The organism is Pseudomonas sp. D4-21 (assembly GCF_051132125.1).
Classification (GTDB): domain Bacteria; phylum Pseudomonadota; class Gammaproteobacteria; order Pseudomonadales; family Pseudomonadaceae; genus Aquipseudomonas.
The window spans coordinates 1424595-1440163 of the sequence record NZ_CP071664.1 but is presented as its reverse complement, the minus strand read 5'-3'; the positions used below and the strand labels follow the sequence as shown (position 1 = coordinate 1440163).

Here is a 15569-nt window from a genome sequence, read left to right as displayed (position 1 = left end):
GGAATCGATCTCTTCGAATAAAAGGACGTCCATGTCCTGGGGCTGCTCTCGCAACTGCATGTGCAGAATTCCTAGACGAGATCGGCTTGAATGCCTTGTTCTTGAGCCTCGCCGACCACCGGTAGCAAGCTTGCTTTCGCTGGCTGGACATGACCTGTCCAGACAAGCCCATCGGTCGCTCCATCTGAATTTAAAAGTCTTTTTGTCATTTCTACTGGGGTATCCTGCCCAGGCTTTTTAAAAGCGCGGATCTACCAGATCTATCCAACAGACTTTGCGAGGAGCGCGATATGCACGAGATTCCTAATCTCCCCTTCCCTAGCCTGCACGAACCTGAGCAGACGACCCCGCTACAAGCCGGAGGGCAACCCGCCTCCCAGCAAACCGAGCCGCAGCAAGCCACTGAACGCCGTCAGGCCGACAGCGAAGACTGATCCACCCGCACCACCAGACTGTGTGGAAAGCGCTAAGATGCGCTTTCCACACCGCCTGAATCCGAGCCCCACCATGACCGACGAAACTTCCTCCTTCAGCCCGGCCCAGGCCAGCGTGTTGATCGGCACAGCCGAAAAAATGGTCGAGATCTGGACCCGCCTCTCTCCCGAGAAACAGGCCGCCCTGCTGGCGCGGTTCGGCACGCAGGAAAATGCCTTGGCCGCACTGGTCACCACGCACCTGGTCGCTGGCAAGACCACACCTGAATCTCCGTCCGGCAAATAGTTTTACTTTTCCACGCTCCATCCTGTCGGTCGCCGTTATCATAAGCAGCCTATCTATCCTGCTGCCCCGTGGACCTTCCCCCATGCCAGATTCCCAGCGCCCCATGGCGGTCACGCTGCAAGTCGTTTCCATTGTCCTGTTTACCTTCATCGGCTATCTGAACATCGGCATTCCCTTGGCCGTGTTGCCCGGATTCGTCCACGGTGAGCTGGGATTCGGCGCGGTGATCGCCGGACTGGTGATCAGCGTCCAGTATTTGGCTACTCTGCTCAGCCGTCCTTATGCGGGACGCATCATCGACAACCTCGGCAGCAAGCGCGCGGTCATGTTCGGCCTGGCCGGGTGTGGTTTGAGCGGCGTGTTCATGCTGGTTTCTGCCTGGACCGCCGGCATGCCGGTCCTGAGCCTGACCAGCCTGTTGATCGGTCGCCTGGTGCTGGGCAGCGCGGAAAGCCTGGTGGGCTCGGGCTCGATTGGCTGGGGCATCGGCCGGGTCGGCGCGGCGAATACCGCCAAGGTCATCTCGTGGAACGGCATCGCCAGCTACGGCGCGCTGGCGATCGGCGCGCCGTTGGGGGTTTGGCTGGTGAAATCCCTGGGGCTTTGGAGCATGGGCGTCAGCATCCTCCTGCTGGCCGTGCTCGGGCTGGCGTTGGCCTGGCCAAAAACCGCGGCCCCCATCGTCGTCGGCGAACGCCTTCCGTTCATGCATGTGCTGGGGCGAGTATTACCCCACGGCTGCGGCCTGGCCCTGGGCTCCATCGGTTTCGGCACCATCGCCACCTTCATTACCCTGTATTACGCCACGCAGCATTGGGACAACGCGGTGCTGTGCCTGAGCCTGTTCGGTGCCTGCTTCATTGGTGCGCGCCTGCTGTTCGGCAATTTGATCAACCGCCTCGGCGGGTTCAGGGTCGCGATCGCCTGCCTGTCGGTGGAAACCCTGGGCTTGTTGCTGTTGTGGCTGGCGCCGGATGCGCAGTGGGCCCTGGCAGGCGCGGCGTTGAGCGGTTTCGGCTTTTCCCTGGTGTTCCCGGCGTTGGGCGTGGAAGCGGTCAACTTGGTGCCGGCCTCCAGCCGTGGAGCCGCGGTGGGGGCTTATTCGCTGTTCATCGATTTGTCGCTGGGCATCACCGGACCACTGGCCGGGGCAATCGCCGCCGGTTTCGGCTTTGCCTCGATTTTCCTGTTCGCTGCGCTGGCGGCCCTGGGTGGGCTGGGCCTGAGCGTCTACCTGTACCGGCAGGCCCCTCGCTACCGCGAAGAGCGGGAGAAGAACTAGAAATCCACCTTGCCGCGTCCGGCCTTGATCGAGCCGCGTTTGGTCTTGGATTCGAGGCGACGCTTTTTCGAGCCCAGGGTCGGTTTGGTCGGACGGCGTTTCTTTTCGATCTTGGTAGCGCTGAGGATCAGTTCGACAAGGCGCTCCAGTGCGTCCGCCCGGTTCTGTTCCTGCGTGCGGTACTGCTGGGCCTTGATGATCAACACCCCGTCGCTGGTAATGCGACTGTCGCGCAGGGCCAGCAGCCGTTCCTTGTAGAACTCGGGCAACGACGAGGCCGGAATATCGAACCGCAGGTGCACGGCGCTGGAAACCTTGTTGACGTTCTGCCCACCGGCGCCCTGGGCGCGAATGGCCGTCAGCTCGATCTCGGCGTCCGGGATGTGCACGGTATTGGAGATGACAAGCATGGAAAGTGTCCGGTGTCAGGGCCCACAGGATACCGCGAATTCCCAAGGCAACACCTGATCCCTGCCAGATACAACAAACCCGGCACTCGGCCGGGTTTGTCTTCTTTCAGCAGTGCTTACTTGGCGGCAGCCGCCACAGCGAGCTCATGCCGAGCCTCGCGCTTGTTCTTGATCACATAGCACACCCACATGAACACCACCCACACCGGAATCGCGTAGACCGAGATCTGAATGCCGGGGATAAGCAACATCACGCCGAGGATGAACACCACGAAAGCCAGGCAGACGTAGTTGCCATACGGATACCACAACGCCTTGAACAAAGGCGCCTGGCCAGTCTGGTTCATGTGCTGACGGAACTTGAAGTGCGAGTAGCTGATCATTGCCCAGTTGATCACCAGCGTGGCGACCACCAACGACATCAACAACTCCAGCGCATGCTGCGGGATCAGGTAGTTCAGCAGAACCGCCACCAGCGTGATCGCCGCCGAAGCCAGGATCGAACGCACCGGCACGCCCCGCTTGTCGATTTTCGCCAGCGCCTTGGGCGCATCGCCCTGCTCGGCCATGCCCAGCAACATGCGGCTGTTGCAGTAGGTGCCGCTGTTGTACACCGACAGTGCAGCGGTCAGCACCACGAAGTTGAGGATGTGCGCCGCGGTGTCGCTGCCCAGCATCGAGAACACCTGCACGAACGGGCTGCCGCTGTAGGCGTCGCCCGAGGCGTTGAGCGTGGTCAGCAGGCTGTCCCATGGCGTCAGGGACAACAGCACCACCAAGGCACCGATGTAGAAGATCAGGATCCTGTAGATCACCTGGTTGATGGCCTTGGGGATCACGGTTCTCGGCTTGTCGGCTTCAGCCGCGGTGAACCCGAGCATCTCCAGGCCGCCGAAGGAGAACATGATGATCGCCATCGCCATGACCAGCCCGCTCACGCCATTGGGGAAGAACCCTCCGTGGGACCAGAGGTTGGTCACCGACGCTTGCGGGCCGCCGTCACCGCTCACCAGCAGATAGCTACCCAGGGCAATCATGCCGACAATCGCCACGACCTTGATGATCGCGAACCAGAACTCGGCCTCGCCGAAGACCTTGACGTTGGCCAGGTTGATCGCATTGATCAGGATGAAAAACGCCGCCGCCGACGCCCAGGTCGGGATATCGGGGGCCCAATAATGGATGTACTTGCCGACCGCGGTCAGCTCGGACATGCCCACCAGGATATACAGAATCCAGCAATTCCAACCCGACAGGAACCCGGCGAAACCGCCCCAGTACTTGTGGGCGAAATGGCTGAAGGAGCCGGCCACCGGCTCTTCGACGATCATTTCGCCCAACTGGCGCATGATCATGAAGGCGATGAAGCCGCAAATGGCATAACCGAGGATCATCGACGGGCCGGCTGATTTCAGCACCCCCGCCGAGCCGAGGAACAAGCCGGTGCCGATCGCGCCACCAAGGGCGATCAGTTGAATGTGGCGATTTTTCAGGCCGCGTTTCAGCTCGCCCGAATGCGAGTTTTGTCCACTCATGAAAAGGGTCTCACGCAAGGTTTGATGATGTTCGTTAGACGTTGCCGCTCGAATCGGATCTCAAGCAGCGCCGATCAAACCCCAGCGCAGGCACCAGGAATTCAGCGTTTTTACAACGGTCATGCGTCACCTGTTTGTTTTTATCTGTGACGAAATCGAACCCGACACGCTTGTGGCGTGGCGGAATGAACAAGGCGGATAACCTTGAAAATGCGTGGGTACGCGAAGGGTCACAGTAAAACGCGGCGCATTGTACACCGCTGACCCCCTGCTGCCAGACATCACCGGATCAGCGTGTCGTTTGCCGGGATCGCACGGGGCCGCCTCGAACGTGTCGGGCGGCTGCGAAAAGATGTCCGGACTCTTGCGAGCCGTTGATGTGAGCGATGCAAAAAGCGTCACCACAGAAGAATGGAAACGGAGCTACGGCGTTCATTGCGCCTCCTTGTTGTTATTCGCCTGCACGACAGGCATGGGACGCATCTCACCCTTGAAGCGCCCGTGAAACAAGCGGCCCGGCGCCTTTCGAAATAAGAACGCCAAGCCGGCGCGGAAGTTTTTTCTTACAGCTGGGAGAAGCGCCGGGCATTGCCAGCGAGACGGGCAATCTCCGTAAGCATTTCTTTACAAGCCGTAACGCAAACTTTCCGTTCGGGAGGTTTTCGGAAGCTGACTGCAAATTGACGGTAGATAGCTGCCTAACCAAAAAGGAATGCCAGTCGGCTGTTTTGAAAGGGGTAAACCGGGTCGCAGAAAATGGAACAAAAAGTTCAAACGAAAAAAATAAAATAATTTTTTGCATTCCAAAAAACCGTCGACTAGGTTTTCAGCCACTTGCCAAGGCATCTTGCCGGCGAGTTTTTGCGGTGCCGATTCCGCCGGGCATGGCTCGCCGGATCGGCCCGCGTTTTCCGCAAAAGTCATCTAGGAGATTCACTATGCAAGCACTGGACAAAGACTTGGAAACCGAACTGCAACTGGACGAATGGTTCGAGGCACCGACCCATGAAGCCGCCGTTGAAATGATGCAAGCCGATGCCGTCGTTCCGTTCGGCACGGCGATGTGGCCTCTGTAAGCGATACCCGGCGGAGCTGATCCGGCCGGTCGGCTCCGCCACTTGCTGTCAGGACGCCAAATCAATCGTCAGGGAAGAATAAGCATGGACACACAACGAGCCATCTCACATTTCCTTTACTACCTCGAACATCATCCCGCCCTGGCCGGTATCCAGTCCGCCAAGGTCTTGCTCGGCCACACCGCAGACTACGAAGCGCTGGTCGCCAGCATCTCCGAACAGGCCGGCGCCTCGCCGTTCCGGTTCAGCACCATGCGCCTGGATCTTGAAACCACCGAGCGGCTGTCCCAAGCCATTGCCGACAGCGATCTGTACATTTTCTTCTACGACTCATCCACCCTTCCCAACCCGCGCCCCGATGGCCCGGACTTCGTCCGCGCATTGCAGGGAGTGATGGCGGACAACTGGAAGAAATCGCTGCTGTTCAAGGACTACGGCGAGTACTTCCATGACACCTTCAGCGTTATTCCCCAGCGCATCGCCGGGCTCAACAGCCACCTGATCCGCCGCATGTCCCAGGCCACCACGTTGAGCTTCGAGGACCACCACGGATCGTATTTCGACACCCCACTGAACAGTGTCAAGAAGTGGACGGACATCAACGGCGTCGGCAACTACGACCTTGCGCCTGGTGAAATCGCCACCCACAGCGACACCATCAATGGCCGTGTGAAGTTCGTCGGGACCTTCCTCAGCACGATCCCATTCGCCCGCAAATACGGCGTGCTGCAATCGCCATTGGAGCTGTGGATCGAAGATTCCACGATCCAGAAAATCGCCACCGATGTCCCAGGCCTGGAACACGATTTCAACCGGTACCTGGACGCCAATCCTTCCAACCGGCGCATCGAGGAACTGGGGATCGGCACCAACGAAGGGGTCAAGAGCCTGTATGCCCGCAATGCCGGTTTCGAGGAGCGCCATTGCGGCTTGCACCTGGGCCTCGGTGGCGGGGCCAAGGGCAGCCATCATCTGGATCTGATTTTCGAAGGCGGTGTGCTGGCGCTGGATAACGAGCCGATGTTCGACGGGCGGTTTGTGCTTTAGGCTGAAATTGATCGTGGGGGCTGCTGGCGCCATCGCGAGCAAGCTTGCTCCCACAGTTGATCATCAGTGAACCATGGGGCTGTGCTCGACGCGGTCCTTGTGGGAGCGAGCCTGCTCGCGAAGGCTGACTCAAAGGCATCACATCACTAAAAGCCAGGCAAAAAAACGCCAACCCAACGGTTGGCGTTTTTCCTTGCAGCTAAAAGCCAGAAGCCCGCAGCTGTTTTACTCCGGCTTACGACGCCCAAACCCCGGACGCTGTCCCGAACCCGCCGGCGCACCACGACGCTTGCCCGACGGTGCATCGCGATCGGCCAGGATGATGCCCGGACGCTTTTTCGGCGCAGGCTTGGCCGGACGCTTGGTGTCGGCCGGGCGATCCGCGACGGGCGTACCACGGCCAGCCGGGGCGCGGCCTTCGCCACGCTCGGTACGACCGTTGGCCGGACGCGGTGCGCGAGGACCACGCTCGCCGTCCTGGCGAGGTGCTGGCTTGCGCGCCGGGCGCTCGCCTTCGATCTGCGGCTCGCGGGAAGGACGCGGGCCGGTCGCTACGCCGTCGGCCGCCGGGCGCAGCGTACGCACGCGCTCGGTCTTGCCCATCGGACGCGAGGATTTGCGCTGCATCCGCTCCAGCTTATCCTTGCTCTTGGCGGTCATCTGCGGCATCGCCACAGGCTTGAGCCCCACTTCGGCCGCCAGGATGTCGACTTCCTGTTGGGTCATTTCACGCCAGCGACCCATCGGCAGGTCGGAGTTGAGGAACACCGGGCCGAAACGCACGCGCTTCAGGCGGCTGACCACCAGTCCCTGGGATTCCCACAGCCGCCGCACCTCACGGTTGCGACCTTCCATCACCACGCAGTGGTACCAATGGTTGAAACCTTCACCGCCCGGCGCCTGCTTGATGTCGGTGAAACGCGCGGGACCGTCTTCCAGCACGACGCCGGCCTTGAGGCGCTCGATCATCTCGTCGTCGACTTCGCCACGCACACGCACGGCGTATTCGCGGTCCATTTCGTAGGAAGGGTGCATCAGACGGTTCGCCAGCTCACCGTCAGTAGTGAACATCAGCAAACCGGTGGTGTTGATGTCCAGGCGGCCGATGTTGATCCAGCGGCCTTCTTTGGGGCGCGGCATCTTGTCGAACACGGTCGGACGGCCTTCCGGGTCGTCACGGGTGCAGATTTCGCCGTCGGGTTTGTTGTACATGATCACGCGGCGCACCGTTTCGGCGGCCTCTTCACGCTTGATCACCTTGCCATCGATGGTGATGGCGTCGTGCATGTCGACGCGCAGGCCCAAGGTGGCGTCTTTGCCATTGACCTTGATGCGGCCCTGGGTGATCCACGCTTCCACGTCACGGCGCGAACCGACGCCGATGCGGGCAAGGACCTTCTGCAGCTTTTCGCCTGCTGGGCCGATTTCCTGGCTGTCGTTCTGGTCTTGGTCGTTCATTTCTGGGCACCTCCCGGTGTGGTCGAGCCAGGCTTGGCCTGGCACTTGAAAACAGGTCGTTCGGCGAAGGGATCGCCAAAGGGTCGCGAATCATACGCTCGTTGAGGTGATTGCGCATCAGAGACTAGCTGATCTGAATGCACGTAGCGTTTTTTCCGCTGATCGGTGGTGCGCAGGTTGGTGGAGTTTCATCGCTCCCACAAGGGGACAGCGGTGTGTCAGTCGATAGATTCAATCCTCAAACTGACGCCGTTCGTTTTCGATCGCTTCAGCCAGGGCGCGGGCTTCGGCCTCCTCCTCGCTCAGTTCGGGTTCCGGCGGCGCAAGGGCGGCGACGGCGGCCAGCAGTTTTTCCCGGGCCTCGGCAACGCCGAGAATGTCCCCTTGGGGCTCTGGCTGCGGCGCGTGCTCGGTTTCACTCAACAGCGGCGTCGGTTCATCCGTCTCCTCCTCAGGGGCCGGACCTTCACGCAGCAGGTCGTCGAAGTCGGTCTTAAGGCCCTCCTCCATGCTGTCCAGTTCCAGGAGCAACGAATGGAAACTGGTCTCTTCCTTCGGTTCCTCCGGCTCGGCACTGGCATCGGCCAATTCCTGCAGGCCCTGGGGCACTGGAGCATCGTCGAATTCCAGCATCGGCTCGGGTTCCAGCTCACGCAATTCGGCCAGCGGCGGCAAGTCGTCGAGGTTCTTCAAGTTGAAATGATCGAGAAAAGCCTTGGTGGTGGCGAACATTGCCGGCTTGCCCGGCACGTCGCGATAGCCGACGACGCGGATCCACTCGCGCTCCAGCAACGTCTTGACGATGTTGCTGTTGACCGCCACGCCGCGCACGTCCTCGATCTCGCCGCGCGTGATCGGTTGGCGATAGGCGATCAGCGCCATGGTTTCTAGCAGCGCCCGGGAATAACGCTGAGGCCGCTCTTCCCACAGGCGCCCTACCCACGGGGCAAATTTCTCACGGATTTGCAGGCGGTACCCGGACGCCACCTCCTTAAGCTCGAAAGCCCGACCCTCGCAGGATTTGCCCAACAGCGTCAGGGCTTTTTTGAACACGGCGGGCTCGGGCCGCTCGCCTTCTTCGAAGAGTTCGAACAGCCGCTCCATCGATTGCGGCTTTCCAGAGGCCAACAGGAAAGCTTCAAGCAACGGCGCCAGCTCGCGGGGTTCAGTCAGGTTCATTGATTTGCTCGTTATTCGGCTCGGGCTCGCACATGGATCGCTGCGAACGGCTCATTCTGCACCAGCTCGACCAAGGATTCCTTGACCAATTCCAGGACTGCCATAAACGTTACCACCACGCCCAGCCGCCCCTCTTCGGCGGTGAACAGCTCGACGAAGGGCACAAAACCGCCGCCCTTGAGCCGCTCCAGCACATCGCTCATGCGCTCGCGGGTGGACAGCGCCTCGCGGCTGACCTGGTGACTTTCAAACATATCGCCCCGGCGCAGAACCTCGGCCATGGACATCAACAACTCTTCGAGGCTGACGTCGGGCAACAACTTGCGCGCCCGCGCCTCGGGGGCATCGAGCTTGGGCACCACCACATCGCGCCCCACCCGGCTCAAGCCGTCGATGCCTTCGGCGGCCGCCTTGAAGCGTTCGTATTCCTGCAAGCGGCGGATCAGCTCGGCCCGGGGATCGTCTTCTTCCTCTTCGACCTCGGCCGAGCGCGGCAGCAGCATGCGTGACTTGATCTCGGCCAGCATCGCCGCCATCACCAGGTATTCCGCCGCCAGCTCCAGACGCACCGATTGCATCAACTCGACGTAACCCATGTACTGGCGGGTGATTTCCGCCACGGGAATGTCGAGGATATTGATGTTCTGTTTGCGGATCAGGTACAGCAGCAGGTCGAGCGGGCCTTCGAAGGCTTCAAGGAAAACCTCCAGCGCATCCGGCGGAATGTACAGGTCCAACGGCATTTCCATGACCGCCTGGCCGTAGACCATGGCGAACGGCAACTCCTGCTGCGCGCCGGCCTGGCTGTCTACGCTGTCGACAACCGTTTCCACCACCGACATTCAGGCCTCGACCATGAACGGCGTCGGATCACCGCAACCGACGCGCACCACTTGCGGCTCGCCGTCAGCCAGATTGATCACGGTGGACGCTTTCATGCCACCGGAACCGCCGTCGATGATCAGGTCGACCTGGTGTTCGAGCAACTGGCGAATCTCGTAGGGGTCGGTCAACGGATCGGTCTCGCCGGGCATGATCAGTGTCACGCTCATCAAGGGCTCACCCAGCTCCGCCAACAGCGCCAGGGCAATGGGATGGCTTGGCACCCGAAGGCCGATGGTGCGCTTTTTCGGGTGCAGCAGCAGCCGCGGGACTTCCCGCGTGGCATTGAGAATGAAGGTGTACGGTCCCGGTAAATGGGCCTTGAGCAAGCGGAAGGTGCCGGTATCGATCTTGGCGAACAACCCCAACTGTGAAAGATCGCTGCAGATGAGCGCGAAGTTGTGCTTGTCATCCAACTGACGCAGGCGTCTTACCCGCTCGACGGCGTTTTTATCGCCGATCTGGCAACCAATGGCGTAGGACGAGTCGGTGGGATAAACCACTACGCCACCGCTACGGATGATTTCCACCGCCTGTTTGATCAGGCGCGCTTGCGGGTTTTCCGGATGAATCTGGAAAAATTGACTCACGTGTTCTACCTGTTCAGACGTCAGCGATAACGGGATCATGTTTGAATCTACACCATAGTGGTGGCAGATCTTCCGGCAAGGGGCGGTATTCGCCAATCTCGGACCAGCCCCCCGGGCCATGGAAATCGCTGCCGGCGCTCACCAGCAGTCCAAACTCCCGGGCGAGGATCGCCAGGCTGCCGACCTGTTCGGCCGGCTGATGGCCATTGACCACTTCGATGGCATGGCCCCCTGCTTGAATATAGTCGGCTATCAGGCGCCGGCGTTTGCTGCGGGTGAAATCGTAGTGCCAGGGATGCGCCAGGCTGATCCAGGCTCCGGCGGCCCGCAGCGTCCCGACCGTTTCCTCGAGCGTCGGCCAATGCTGCTTGACGTCCCCCAGCTTGCCGGCCCCCAGCCATTTGCGAAAGGCTTCGGCGCGGTCCTTGACGAAACCTTCGCGCACCATCCAGTCGGCAAAATGTGGCCGGGCCGGCGCGTTGCCGCTATCGCCCAGCTCTTGCTGGATCTGCCGGGCGCCTTCCAGCGCACCGGGCATGCCCTTGAGGGCGAGCTTGCGGCTGATTTCTTCGGAACGCAGCCAACGACCGTCGCGCAGCTCGACAATGGCCTGGACCAGGGACGGTGCGTTGACATCAAAACCGTAGCCCAGCACGTGGATGGTCGCTCCGCCCCAGGTACAGGACAATTCGACCCCGTTGACCAACTGCATGCCCAAGGCGGTCGCGGCGCTACGCGCCTCATCGAGGCCTTCCAGGGTATCGTGGTCGGTCAGGGCCAGGACTCGCACGCCGTGCTCGTACGCCCGCGCCACCAGAACCGCAGGCGCCAGGGCGCCATCGGAGGCCGTGCTATGGCAGTGCAAATCAACATTCACGAGACTTTGTTACCTCAAATCAGCTGGCCCTATCGCGGCCAAGGATGTTTGTTATTATGCCGCCACATCCTGCTCCTGGCTGCCACTGTGAAACAATTCATCGATTTCATCCCGCTCCTGCTGTTTTTCATCGTCTACAAGCTTGATCCTCGAACCGTCGACATTGCCGGTCACTCCTTGACTGTAGGTGGTATCTACAGCGCCACCGCGGTGTTGATCATCAGCTCCCTGGTGGTCTACGGCGCGCTGTTCATCTCCCAGCGCAAGCTGGAGAAAAGCCAGTGGCTGACCCTGATTGCCTGCCTTGTATTCGGCAGCCTGACCTTGGCCTTTCACAGTGAGACCTTCCTTAAATGGAAAGCCCCGGTGGTCAACTGGCTGTTTGCCCTGGCCTTCATCGGCAGTCACTTCATCGGTGATCGCCTGTTGATCAAGCGCATCATGGGGCACGCCATCAACCTGCCAGAAGTGATCTGGACCCGCTTGAACATCGCCTGGATCGCATTCTTCCTGTTCTGCGGCGCCGCCAATCTGTTCGTTGCGTTCACGTTCCAGGCGTACTGGGTCGACTTCAAGGTCTTCGGCAGCCTGGGCATGACGTTGCTGTTCCTGATCGGCCAGGGGATCTACCTGTCCCGCCATCTGCACGATGCCGACCCCACCACGCCAAAAACCGAGGACTGACATGCTCTACGCAATCATTGCTACCGATGTTGCCGATTCCCTGGAAAAACGCCTGGCCGCCCGCCCCGAGCACCTGGAGCGCCTGCAAAAGCTCAAGGCCGAAGGTCGCGTCGTGCTGGCCGGGCCGCACCCTGCGGTGGACAGCAACGACCCAGGCGCCGCCGGTTTCACTGGCAGCCTGATCGTGGCGGAGTTCGACTCGCTGGCCGCCGCGCAAGCCTGGGCCGAGGCCGACCCGTTCGTGACGGCCGGCGTCTATGCCAATGTCATGGTCAAGCCGTTCAAGCAAGTCCTGCCGTAACCCTCCGGGCGCGATGAGCCGTCCTGGCTCATTGCGCTCATTTGCTCATTTGCTCATTTGCTCATTGTTCTCGTCGGCCTGCCGACAACCTGTCTAATCAGCCTAATCTCGATTGGAATTCAGGAGTTGCAATGCGCAAAGGTCCGTTGTGCCTGTTGTTGGTCACGTTAGCGATCGGGGCGCCCGCCCACGGCGAGGAAAGCATGGAGGCCGCTCATTCGGCGCCCTTGTCCTTGAGCGCGGGTGGCCATATCACCGAACTGCAGCAACGCTTGAAAGACAGCGAGCGCATGCGTGAAGAACTGACTCAACAACTGCAGAACGCCAACGGCGAGCGCGAAACCGCGCTGGTGGGACGGCTGCGTCAGGAAAACCAGCGCCTGAGGCTGCAACTCAAGGAAGCCCAGGCCAACCCCCTGCCACGCCTGCTGACTGACCAACAGCAATGGTTCGTCATTGGCGCCGGGGTAGCGCTATTGGCCCTGCTCTGCGGTATCTTTGCCAGCGGTGGACGTAGACAACGTCGGCAATGGCTAAATTGAGTGAGTCATGAGCGAGCTGTTACTGATAGATGATGACCAGGAGCTGTGTGAGCTCCTTGGCAGTTGGCTGGGCCAGGAAGGTTTCCAGGTCCGTGCTTGCCACGATGGCCTGAGCGCCCGCAAGGCCCTGGCCGAAACCGCCCCCTCGGCGGTGGTGCTGGATGTGATGCTGCCCGACGGCAGCGGCCTGGAACTGCTCAAGCAACTGCGCAACGATCACCCGGAGCTGCCGGTGCTGATGCTCTCGGCCCGTGGCGAGCCGCTGGACCGCATCCTTGGCCTGGAGCTGGGCGCTGACGATTACCTGGCCAAGCCCTGCGACCCACGGGAACTGACCGCCCGCCTGCGGGCCGTGTTGCGTCGCAGCCATCCGGCGGCGGTTTCCAGCCAGATCGAACTGGGTGACCTGACCTTCAGCCCTGTGCGGGGGGTGGTCAACATCGATGAACAGGAACAAACCCTCACCGTATCTGAAAGCCGCCTGCTCGAAGCGTTGCTCAAGCAGCCGGGCGAGCCCCTGGACAAGCAGGAGCTGGCGCAGATCGCCCTGGGCCGCAAGCTGACCCTGTACGACCGCAGCCTCGACATGCACGTAAGCAACCTGCGCAAGAAAATCGGCCCCCACCCCGACGGCAGGCCGCGCATCGTGGCCCTGCGTAGCCGGGGGTATTACTACAGCCTTTGAACACGGCTTGAACCAAGAGACATGGCTAACCCTGTGGCGAGGAAGCTTGCTCCCGCTCGGTTGCGCAGCAACCGCAAGATCTTTGGAGCCGCTTCGCCCGAAGCGTCGGACCGGCCCAGCGGGAGCAAGCTCCCTAGCCACGGGGATTATGTTCAGACTCCGAGATTTGTCAGGTCTGCACAAAAACGTCTTTACCCAAGCTTTACCCACCCCTGACCGCCGCTGACCTTGATCTCCGTAATCTGCACACATCCGGAACTGACCGGGAATGAGACAAGGAGAGACACCATGCGCAAGACCCTTACCGCCCTGCTGTTCGCCGCTGCCCTGCCGACCGTCGCCATGGCCATGCCCGAAGGTCCAGGCCCGATGGGCCCGATGGATGGCCCGCGCCACGGCGGCCAGATGCACGATAAAGGCCCGTACAGCCAACTGGACCTGAGCCGTGAACAACGCCAGCAGATCCGCCAGATCATGGGCGAGCAACGCCACGAGCAACGGGAACTGGTGGACAAATACCTGGCCAAGCTCTCGCCAGCCGACCAGAAAGCCATGAAAGATGAAATGGACGCTCGGCATCAGAAAGTCGATGCGCAGATCCGCGGTCTGTTGAAACCCGAGCAGCAAAAGGCGTTTGATGCGCTCCAGAAAAAACGCGCCGAACGTCGGGCCGAGTGGGCCGAATTCAAGGCCTGGAAAGCGCAACAGCCGCAAAAAGCGCAATAATGCACTGAAGCACCATCAGCCCAACGGCACATCGCCGTTGGGCTTTCTTTGTTTTCGAGGATAACTCCGTGCGTTCATTGTTCTGGCGCGTCCTGGCCAGCTTCTGGTTGGCCATCGCTCTGGTGGCGGGACTTTCGATTCTCTTGGGCCATATGTTGAACCAGGACGCCTGGATCCTCAGCCGCCATCCGGGCCTCAACACCCTGGCCGAAGAGTGGACGCAGACTTACGAAAGCCAGGGCGAAGATGCCGCCCAGGACATCCTCAAACAACGCAAGCGCGAGTATCACGTCGATGTCCAGGTGCTCAACGAAAGCGGCGACCCGGTGGTGCGCGGCACGTTCCCACATCGGGCCGCTGCCTTCGAGGCGCGACAGAACAACGACGAACGCCGCCTGCCCTGGCGGCGCCTGACCGACGAATTCACCAGCGCCAAGACCGGCGACACCTATCTGTTCATCTATCGCATTCCCCACCCCGAATTGGACGCCTGGCATCGCGACAGCCTGCTCTGGCCCCTCAGCGCCTTGGCGATTGCGCTGGTGGTGCTGACCCTGTTCAGCCTGCTGGTGACGCTTTCCATCACCCGGCCGTTGAGCCGGCTGCGCGGCGCGGTGCACGATCTGGGACAAGCGACCTACCAGCAGAACAGCCTCGCCAAGCTGGCCAACCGACGGGACGAGTTTGGCGTGTTGGCCACCGATTTCAACCGCATGGGTGCGCGCCTGCAGAGCCTGATCGCCAGCCAGCGCCAATTGCTGCGCGACGTGTCCCATGAACTGCGCTCGCCCTTGGCCCGACTGCGCATCGCCCTGGCGCTGGCGGAGCGGGCCAGCCCCGAAGAGCGCGAAAAACTCTGGCCGCGCCTGACCCGCGAATGTGATCGCCTGGAAGCGCTGATCAGTGAAATCCTGGTTCTGGCGCGGGTCGATGCCGACAACGCCAGCGCCGAAGAAGTTGATCTCAACGGTCTGCTGATCAACCTGCAAAAAGACGCCCAGATGGCTTCACCGGAGCAGATCGTGCAGTTGGAAACGGAACCGGGCCTGACCCTCAAGGGCTGGCCGACCATGATCGAGCGGGCCGTGGACAACCTGTTGCGCAATGCACAGCGCTTCAGTCCCAACGGGCAGCCCGTTGAAATGCGCGCGGTGCGCCAGGGGGAACGAATTCTTATCAGCGTGCGCGATCACGGGCCTGGCGTGGAGGCGGAGCATCTGGGCCAGTTGGGCGAACCGTTCTACCGCGCCCCCGGCCAGACCGCCGCTGGCCACGGCCTGGGCCTGGCGATCGCCCGCCGCGCCGCCGAGCGCCATGGCGGCACGCTGGGACTGGCCAACCATCCCGAGGGCGGATTCATTGCGACGCTGGAATTGCCGTTGGTGCCAGGGGCGGTGGTCTCCCCTACAGAACAACAGTGAACCCGTGGCGAGGGAGCTTGCTCCCGCTCGGCTGCGCAGCAGTCGCAAACCGGTTGGCTGGATTTACCTGTTGCACCGCGGCGCCTGGTTTTGGGGCTGCTTCGCACCCCAGCGGGAGCAAGCTCCCTCGCCACAGGAATCAAGTGCACCCCGA

The 15569-nt window shown here is 61.3% G+C and carries 19 protein-coding genes; 11 read left to right on the top strand and 8 right to left on the bottom strand.

Annotation, left to right across the window (positions count from 1 at the left end):
* Nucleotides 1-290 precede the first annotated feature (290 nt).
* The 3 genes from J3Q04_RS06375 to J3Q04_RS06365 all read left to right on the top strand — a co-directional run bounded on the left by J3Q04_RS06375 (nucleotide 291) and on the right by J3Q04_RS06365 (nucleotide 2002).
* Complete coding sequence (locus J3Q04_RS06375) at nucleotides 291-434, top strand: hypothetical protein (RefSeq protein WP_420765181.1); 144 nt, start codon at nucleotides 291-293, stop codon at nucleotides 432-434.
* A gap of 37 nt (nucleotides 435-471) precedes the next feature.
* Entirely contained in the window at nucleotides 472-720 is a 249-nt protein-coding gene (locus tag J3Q04_RS06370) for a hypothetical protein (RefSeq protein ID WP_434560259.1), read from the top strand.
* A gap of 82 nt (nucleotides 721-802) precedes the next feature.
* The gene (locus tag J3Q04_RS06365) at nucleotides 803-2002 is read left to right on the top strand and encodes an MFS transporter (protein ID WP_434560261.1); all 1200 of its coding nucleotides are present in this window, start codon (nucleotides 803-805) and stop codon (nucleotides 2000-2002) included.
* Here J3Q04_RS06365 and arfB read toward each other — a convergent pair.
* The 3 genes from arfB to J3Q04_RS06350 form a co-directional block, all read right to left on the bottom strand.
* A complete protein-coding gene (gene arfB, locus J3Q04_RS06360; protein ID WP_420765184.1) occupies nucleotides 1999-2412 on the bottom strand; it encodes an alternative ribosome rescue aminoacyl-tRNA hydrolase ArfB in 414 nt (137 codons plus the stop codon). The two genes, J3Q04_RS06365 and arfB, sit on opposite strands and share 4 nt — an antisense overlap.
* Nucleotides 2413-2528: 116 nt before the next feature.
* The gene (locus J3Q04_RS06355) at nucleotides 2529-3947 is read right to left on the bottom strand and encodes an amino acid permease (RefSeq protein ID WP_420765185.1); all 1419 of its coding nucleotides are present in this window, start codon (nucleotides 3945-3947) and stop codon (nucleotides 2529-2531) included.
* A 624-nt stretch (nucleotides 3948-4571) separates the two neighbouring features.
* Nucleotides 4572-4871, bottom strand: coding sequence for a hypothetical protein (locus J3Q04_RS06350; protein WP_434607373.1), 300 nt, complete (start codon nucleotides 4869-4871; stop codon nucleotides 4572-4574).
* A 14-nt stretch (nucleotides 4872-4885) separates the two neighbouring features.
* Here J3Q04_RS06350 and J3Q04_RS06345 point away from each other — a divergent pair, with 14 nt between their 5' ends.
* A complete protein-coding gene (locus J3Q04_RS06345) occupies nucleotides 4886-5023 on the top strand; it encodes a hypothetical protein (RefSeq protein ID WP_003178782.1) in 138 nt (45 codons plus the stop codon).
* Between the two features lie 84 nt (nucleotides 5024-5107).
* On the top strand, nucleotides 5108-6070 hold the full coding sequence (locus J3Q04_RS06340) for a leucyl aminopeptidase (protein WP_434607375.1): 963 nt from the start codon (nucleotides 5108-5110) through the stop codon (nucleotides 6068-6070).
* Nucleotides 6071-6295: 225 nt separating this feature from the next.
* On the opposite strand, the gene rluB is transcribed toward J3Q04_RS06340, so the two are convergent.
* The 5 genes from rluB to J3Q04_RS06315 all read right to left on the bottom strand — a co-directional run bounded on the left by rluB (nucleotide 6296) and on the right by J3Q04_RS06315 (nucleotide 11056).
* The gene (rluB, locus tag J3Q04_RS06335) at nucleotides 6296-7528 is read right to left on the bottom strand and encodes a 23S rRNA pseudouridine(2605) synthase RluB (RefSeq protein ID WP_420765188.1); all 1233 of its coding nucleotides are present in this window, start codon (nucleotides 7526-7528) and stop codon (nucleotides 6296-6298) included.
* 231 nt (nucleotides 7529-7759) lie between these two features.
* Nucleotides 7760-8707, bottom strand: a complete 948-nt coding sequence (gene scpB, locus J3Q04_RS06330; RefSeq protein WP_420765189.1) for an SMC-Scp complex subunit ScpB — start codon at nucleotides 8705-8707, stop codon at nucleotides 7760-7762.
* Between the two features lie 11 nt (nucleotides 8708-8718).
* On the bottom strand, nucleotides 8719-9417 hold the full coding sequence (locus J3Q04_RS06325) for a segregation and condensation protein A (RefSeq protein WP_186706403.1): 699 nt from the start codon (nucleotides 9415-9417) through the stop codon (nucleotides 8719-8721).
* 132 nt (nucleotides 9418-9549) lie between these two features.
* Nucleotides 9550-10179, bottom strand: a complete 630-nt coding sequence (locus J3Q04_RS06320) for an L-threonylcarbamoyladenylate synthase (protein ID WP_039591791.1) — start codon at nucleotides 10177-10179, stop codon at nucleotides 9550-9552.
* A 13-nt stretch (nucleotides 10180-10192) separates the two neighbouring features.
* Nucleotides 10193-11056, bottom strand: a complete 864-nt coding sequence (locus J3Q04_RS06315; protein ID WP_434607379.1) for a PHP domain-containing protein — start codon at nucleotides 11054-11056, stop codon at nucleotides 10193-10195.
* Nucleotides 11057-11143: 87 nt separating this feature from the next.
* Between J3Q04_RS06315 and J3Q04_RS06310 the strand changes: the two genes are divergently transcribed.
* The 6 genes from J3Q04_RS06310 (at nucleotide 11144) to J3Q04_RS06285 (ending at nucleotide 15415) form a co-directional block, all read left to right on the top strand.
* A complete protein-coding gene (locus J3Q04_RS06310; protein WP_420765191.1) occupies nucleotides 11144-11740 on the top strand; it encodes a septation protein A in 597 nt (198 codons plus the stop codon).
* 1 nt (nucleotide 11741) lies between these two features.
* Nucleotides 11742-12041: a YciI family protein gene (locus J3Q04_RS06305; protein ID WP_420765192.1), complete on the top strand. Its 300-nt coding sequence runs from the start codon at nucleotides 11742-11744 to the stop codon at nucleotides 12039-12041.
* 131 nt (nucleotides 12042-12172) lie between these two features.
* The gene (locus tag J3Q04_RS06300; RefSeq protein WP_434607382.1) at nucleotides 12173-12583 is read left to right on the top strand and encodes a translation initiation factor 2; all 411 of its coding nucleotides are present in this window, start codon (nucleotides 12173-12175) and stop codon (nucleotides 12581-12583) included.
* Between the two features lie 7 nt (nucleotides 12584-12590).
* Nucleotides 12591-13268: a response regulator transcription factor gene (locus J3Q04_RS06295; protein ID WP_434560269.1), complete on the top strand. Its 678-nt coding sequence runs from the start codon at nucleotides 12591-12593 to the stop codon at nucleotides 13266-13268.
* Nucleotides 13269-13556: 288 nt separating this feature from the next.
* On the top strand, nucleotides 13557-13994 hold the full coding sequence (locus tag J3Q04_RS06290) for a Spy/CpxP family protein refolding chaperone (protein WP_420765195.1): 438 nt from the start codon (nucleotides 13557-13559) through the stop codon (nucleotides 13992-13994).
* 68 nt (nucleotides 13995-14062) lie between these two features.
* Nucleotides 14063-15415: a sensor histidine kinase gene (locus J3Q04_RS06285; RefSeq protein ID WP_434560271.1), complete on the top strand. Its 1353-nt coding sequence runs from the start codon at nucleotides 14063-14065 to the stop codon at nucleotides 15413-15415.
* Nucleotides 15416-15569: the final 154 nt, after the last annotated feature.

Bases quoted from the DNA above. Each gene is read 5' to 3' on its own strand.
- J3Q04_RS06375 (WP_420765181.1), top strand. From the start codon at position 291: ATGCACGAGATTCCTAATCTCCCCTTCCCTAGCCTGCACGAACCTGAG.
- J3Q04_RS06370 (WP_434560259.1), top strand. From the start codon at position 472: ATGCGCTTTCCACACCGCCTGAATCCGAGCCCCACCATGACCGACGAA.
- J3Q04_RS06365 (WP_434560261.1), top strand. From the start codon at position 803: ATGCCAGATTCCCAGCGCCCCATGGCGGTCACGCTGCAAGTCGTTTCC.
- arfB (WP_420765184.1), bottom strand. From the start codon at position 2,412: ATGCTTGTCATCTCCAATACCGTGCACATCCCGGACGCCGAGATCGAG.
- J3Q04_RS06355 (WP_420765185.1), bottom strand. From the start codon at position 3,947: ATGAGTGGACAAAACTCGCATTCGGGCGAGCTGAAACGCGGCCTGAAA.
- J3Q04_RS06350 (WP_434607373.1), bottom strand. From the start codon at position 4,871: ATGACTTTTGCGGAAAACGCGGGCCGATCCGGCGAGCCATGCCCGGCG.
- J3Q04_RS06345 (WP_003178782.1), top strand. From the start codon at position 4,886: ATGCAAGCACTGGACAAAGACTTGGAAACCGAACTGCAACTGGACGAA.
- J3Q04_RS06340 (WP_434607375.1), top strand. From the start codon at position 5,108: ATGGACACACAACGAGCCATCTCACATTTCCTTTACTACCTCGAACAT.
- rluB (WP_420765188.1), bottom strand. From the start codon at position 7,528: ATGAACGACCAAGACCAGAACGACAGCCAGGAAATCGGCCCAGCAGGC.
- scpB (WP_420765189.1), bottom strand. From the start codon at position 8,707: ATGAACCTGACTGAACCCCGCGAGCTGGCGCCGTTGCTTGAAGCTTTC.
- J3Q04_RS06305 (WP_420765192.1), top strand. From the start codon at position 11,742: ATGCTCTACGCAATCATTGCTACCGATGTTGCCGATTCCCTGGAAAAA.
- J3Q04_RS06300 (WP_434607382.1), top strand. From the start codon at position 12,173: ATGCGCAAAGGTCCGTTGTGCCTGTTGTTGGTCACGTTAGCGATCGGG.
- J3Q04_RS06295 (WP_434560269.1), top strand. From the start codon at position 12,591: ATGAGCGAGCTGTTACTGATAGATGATGACCAGGAGCTGTGTGAGCTC.
- J3Q04_RS06290 (WP_420765195.1), top strand. From the start codon at position 13,557: ATGCGCAAGACCCTTACCGCCCTGCTGTTCGCCGCTGCCCTGCCGACC.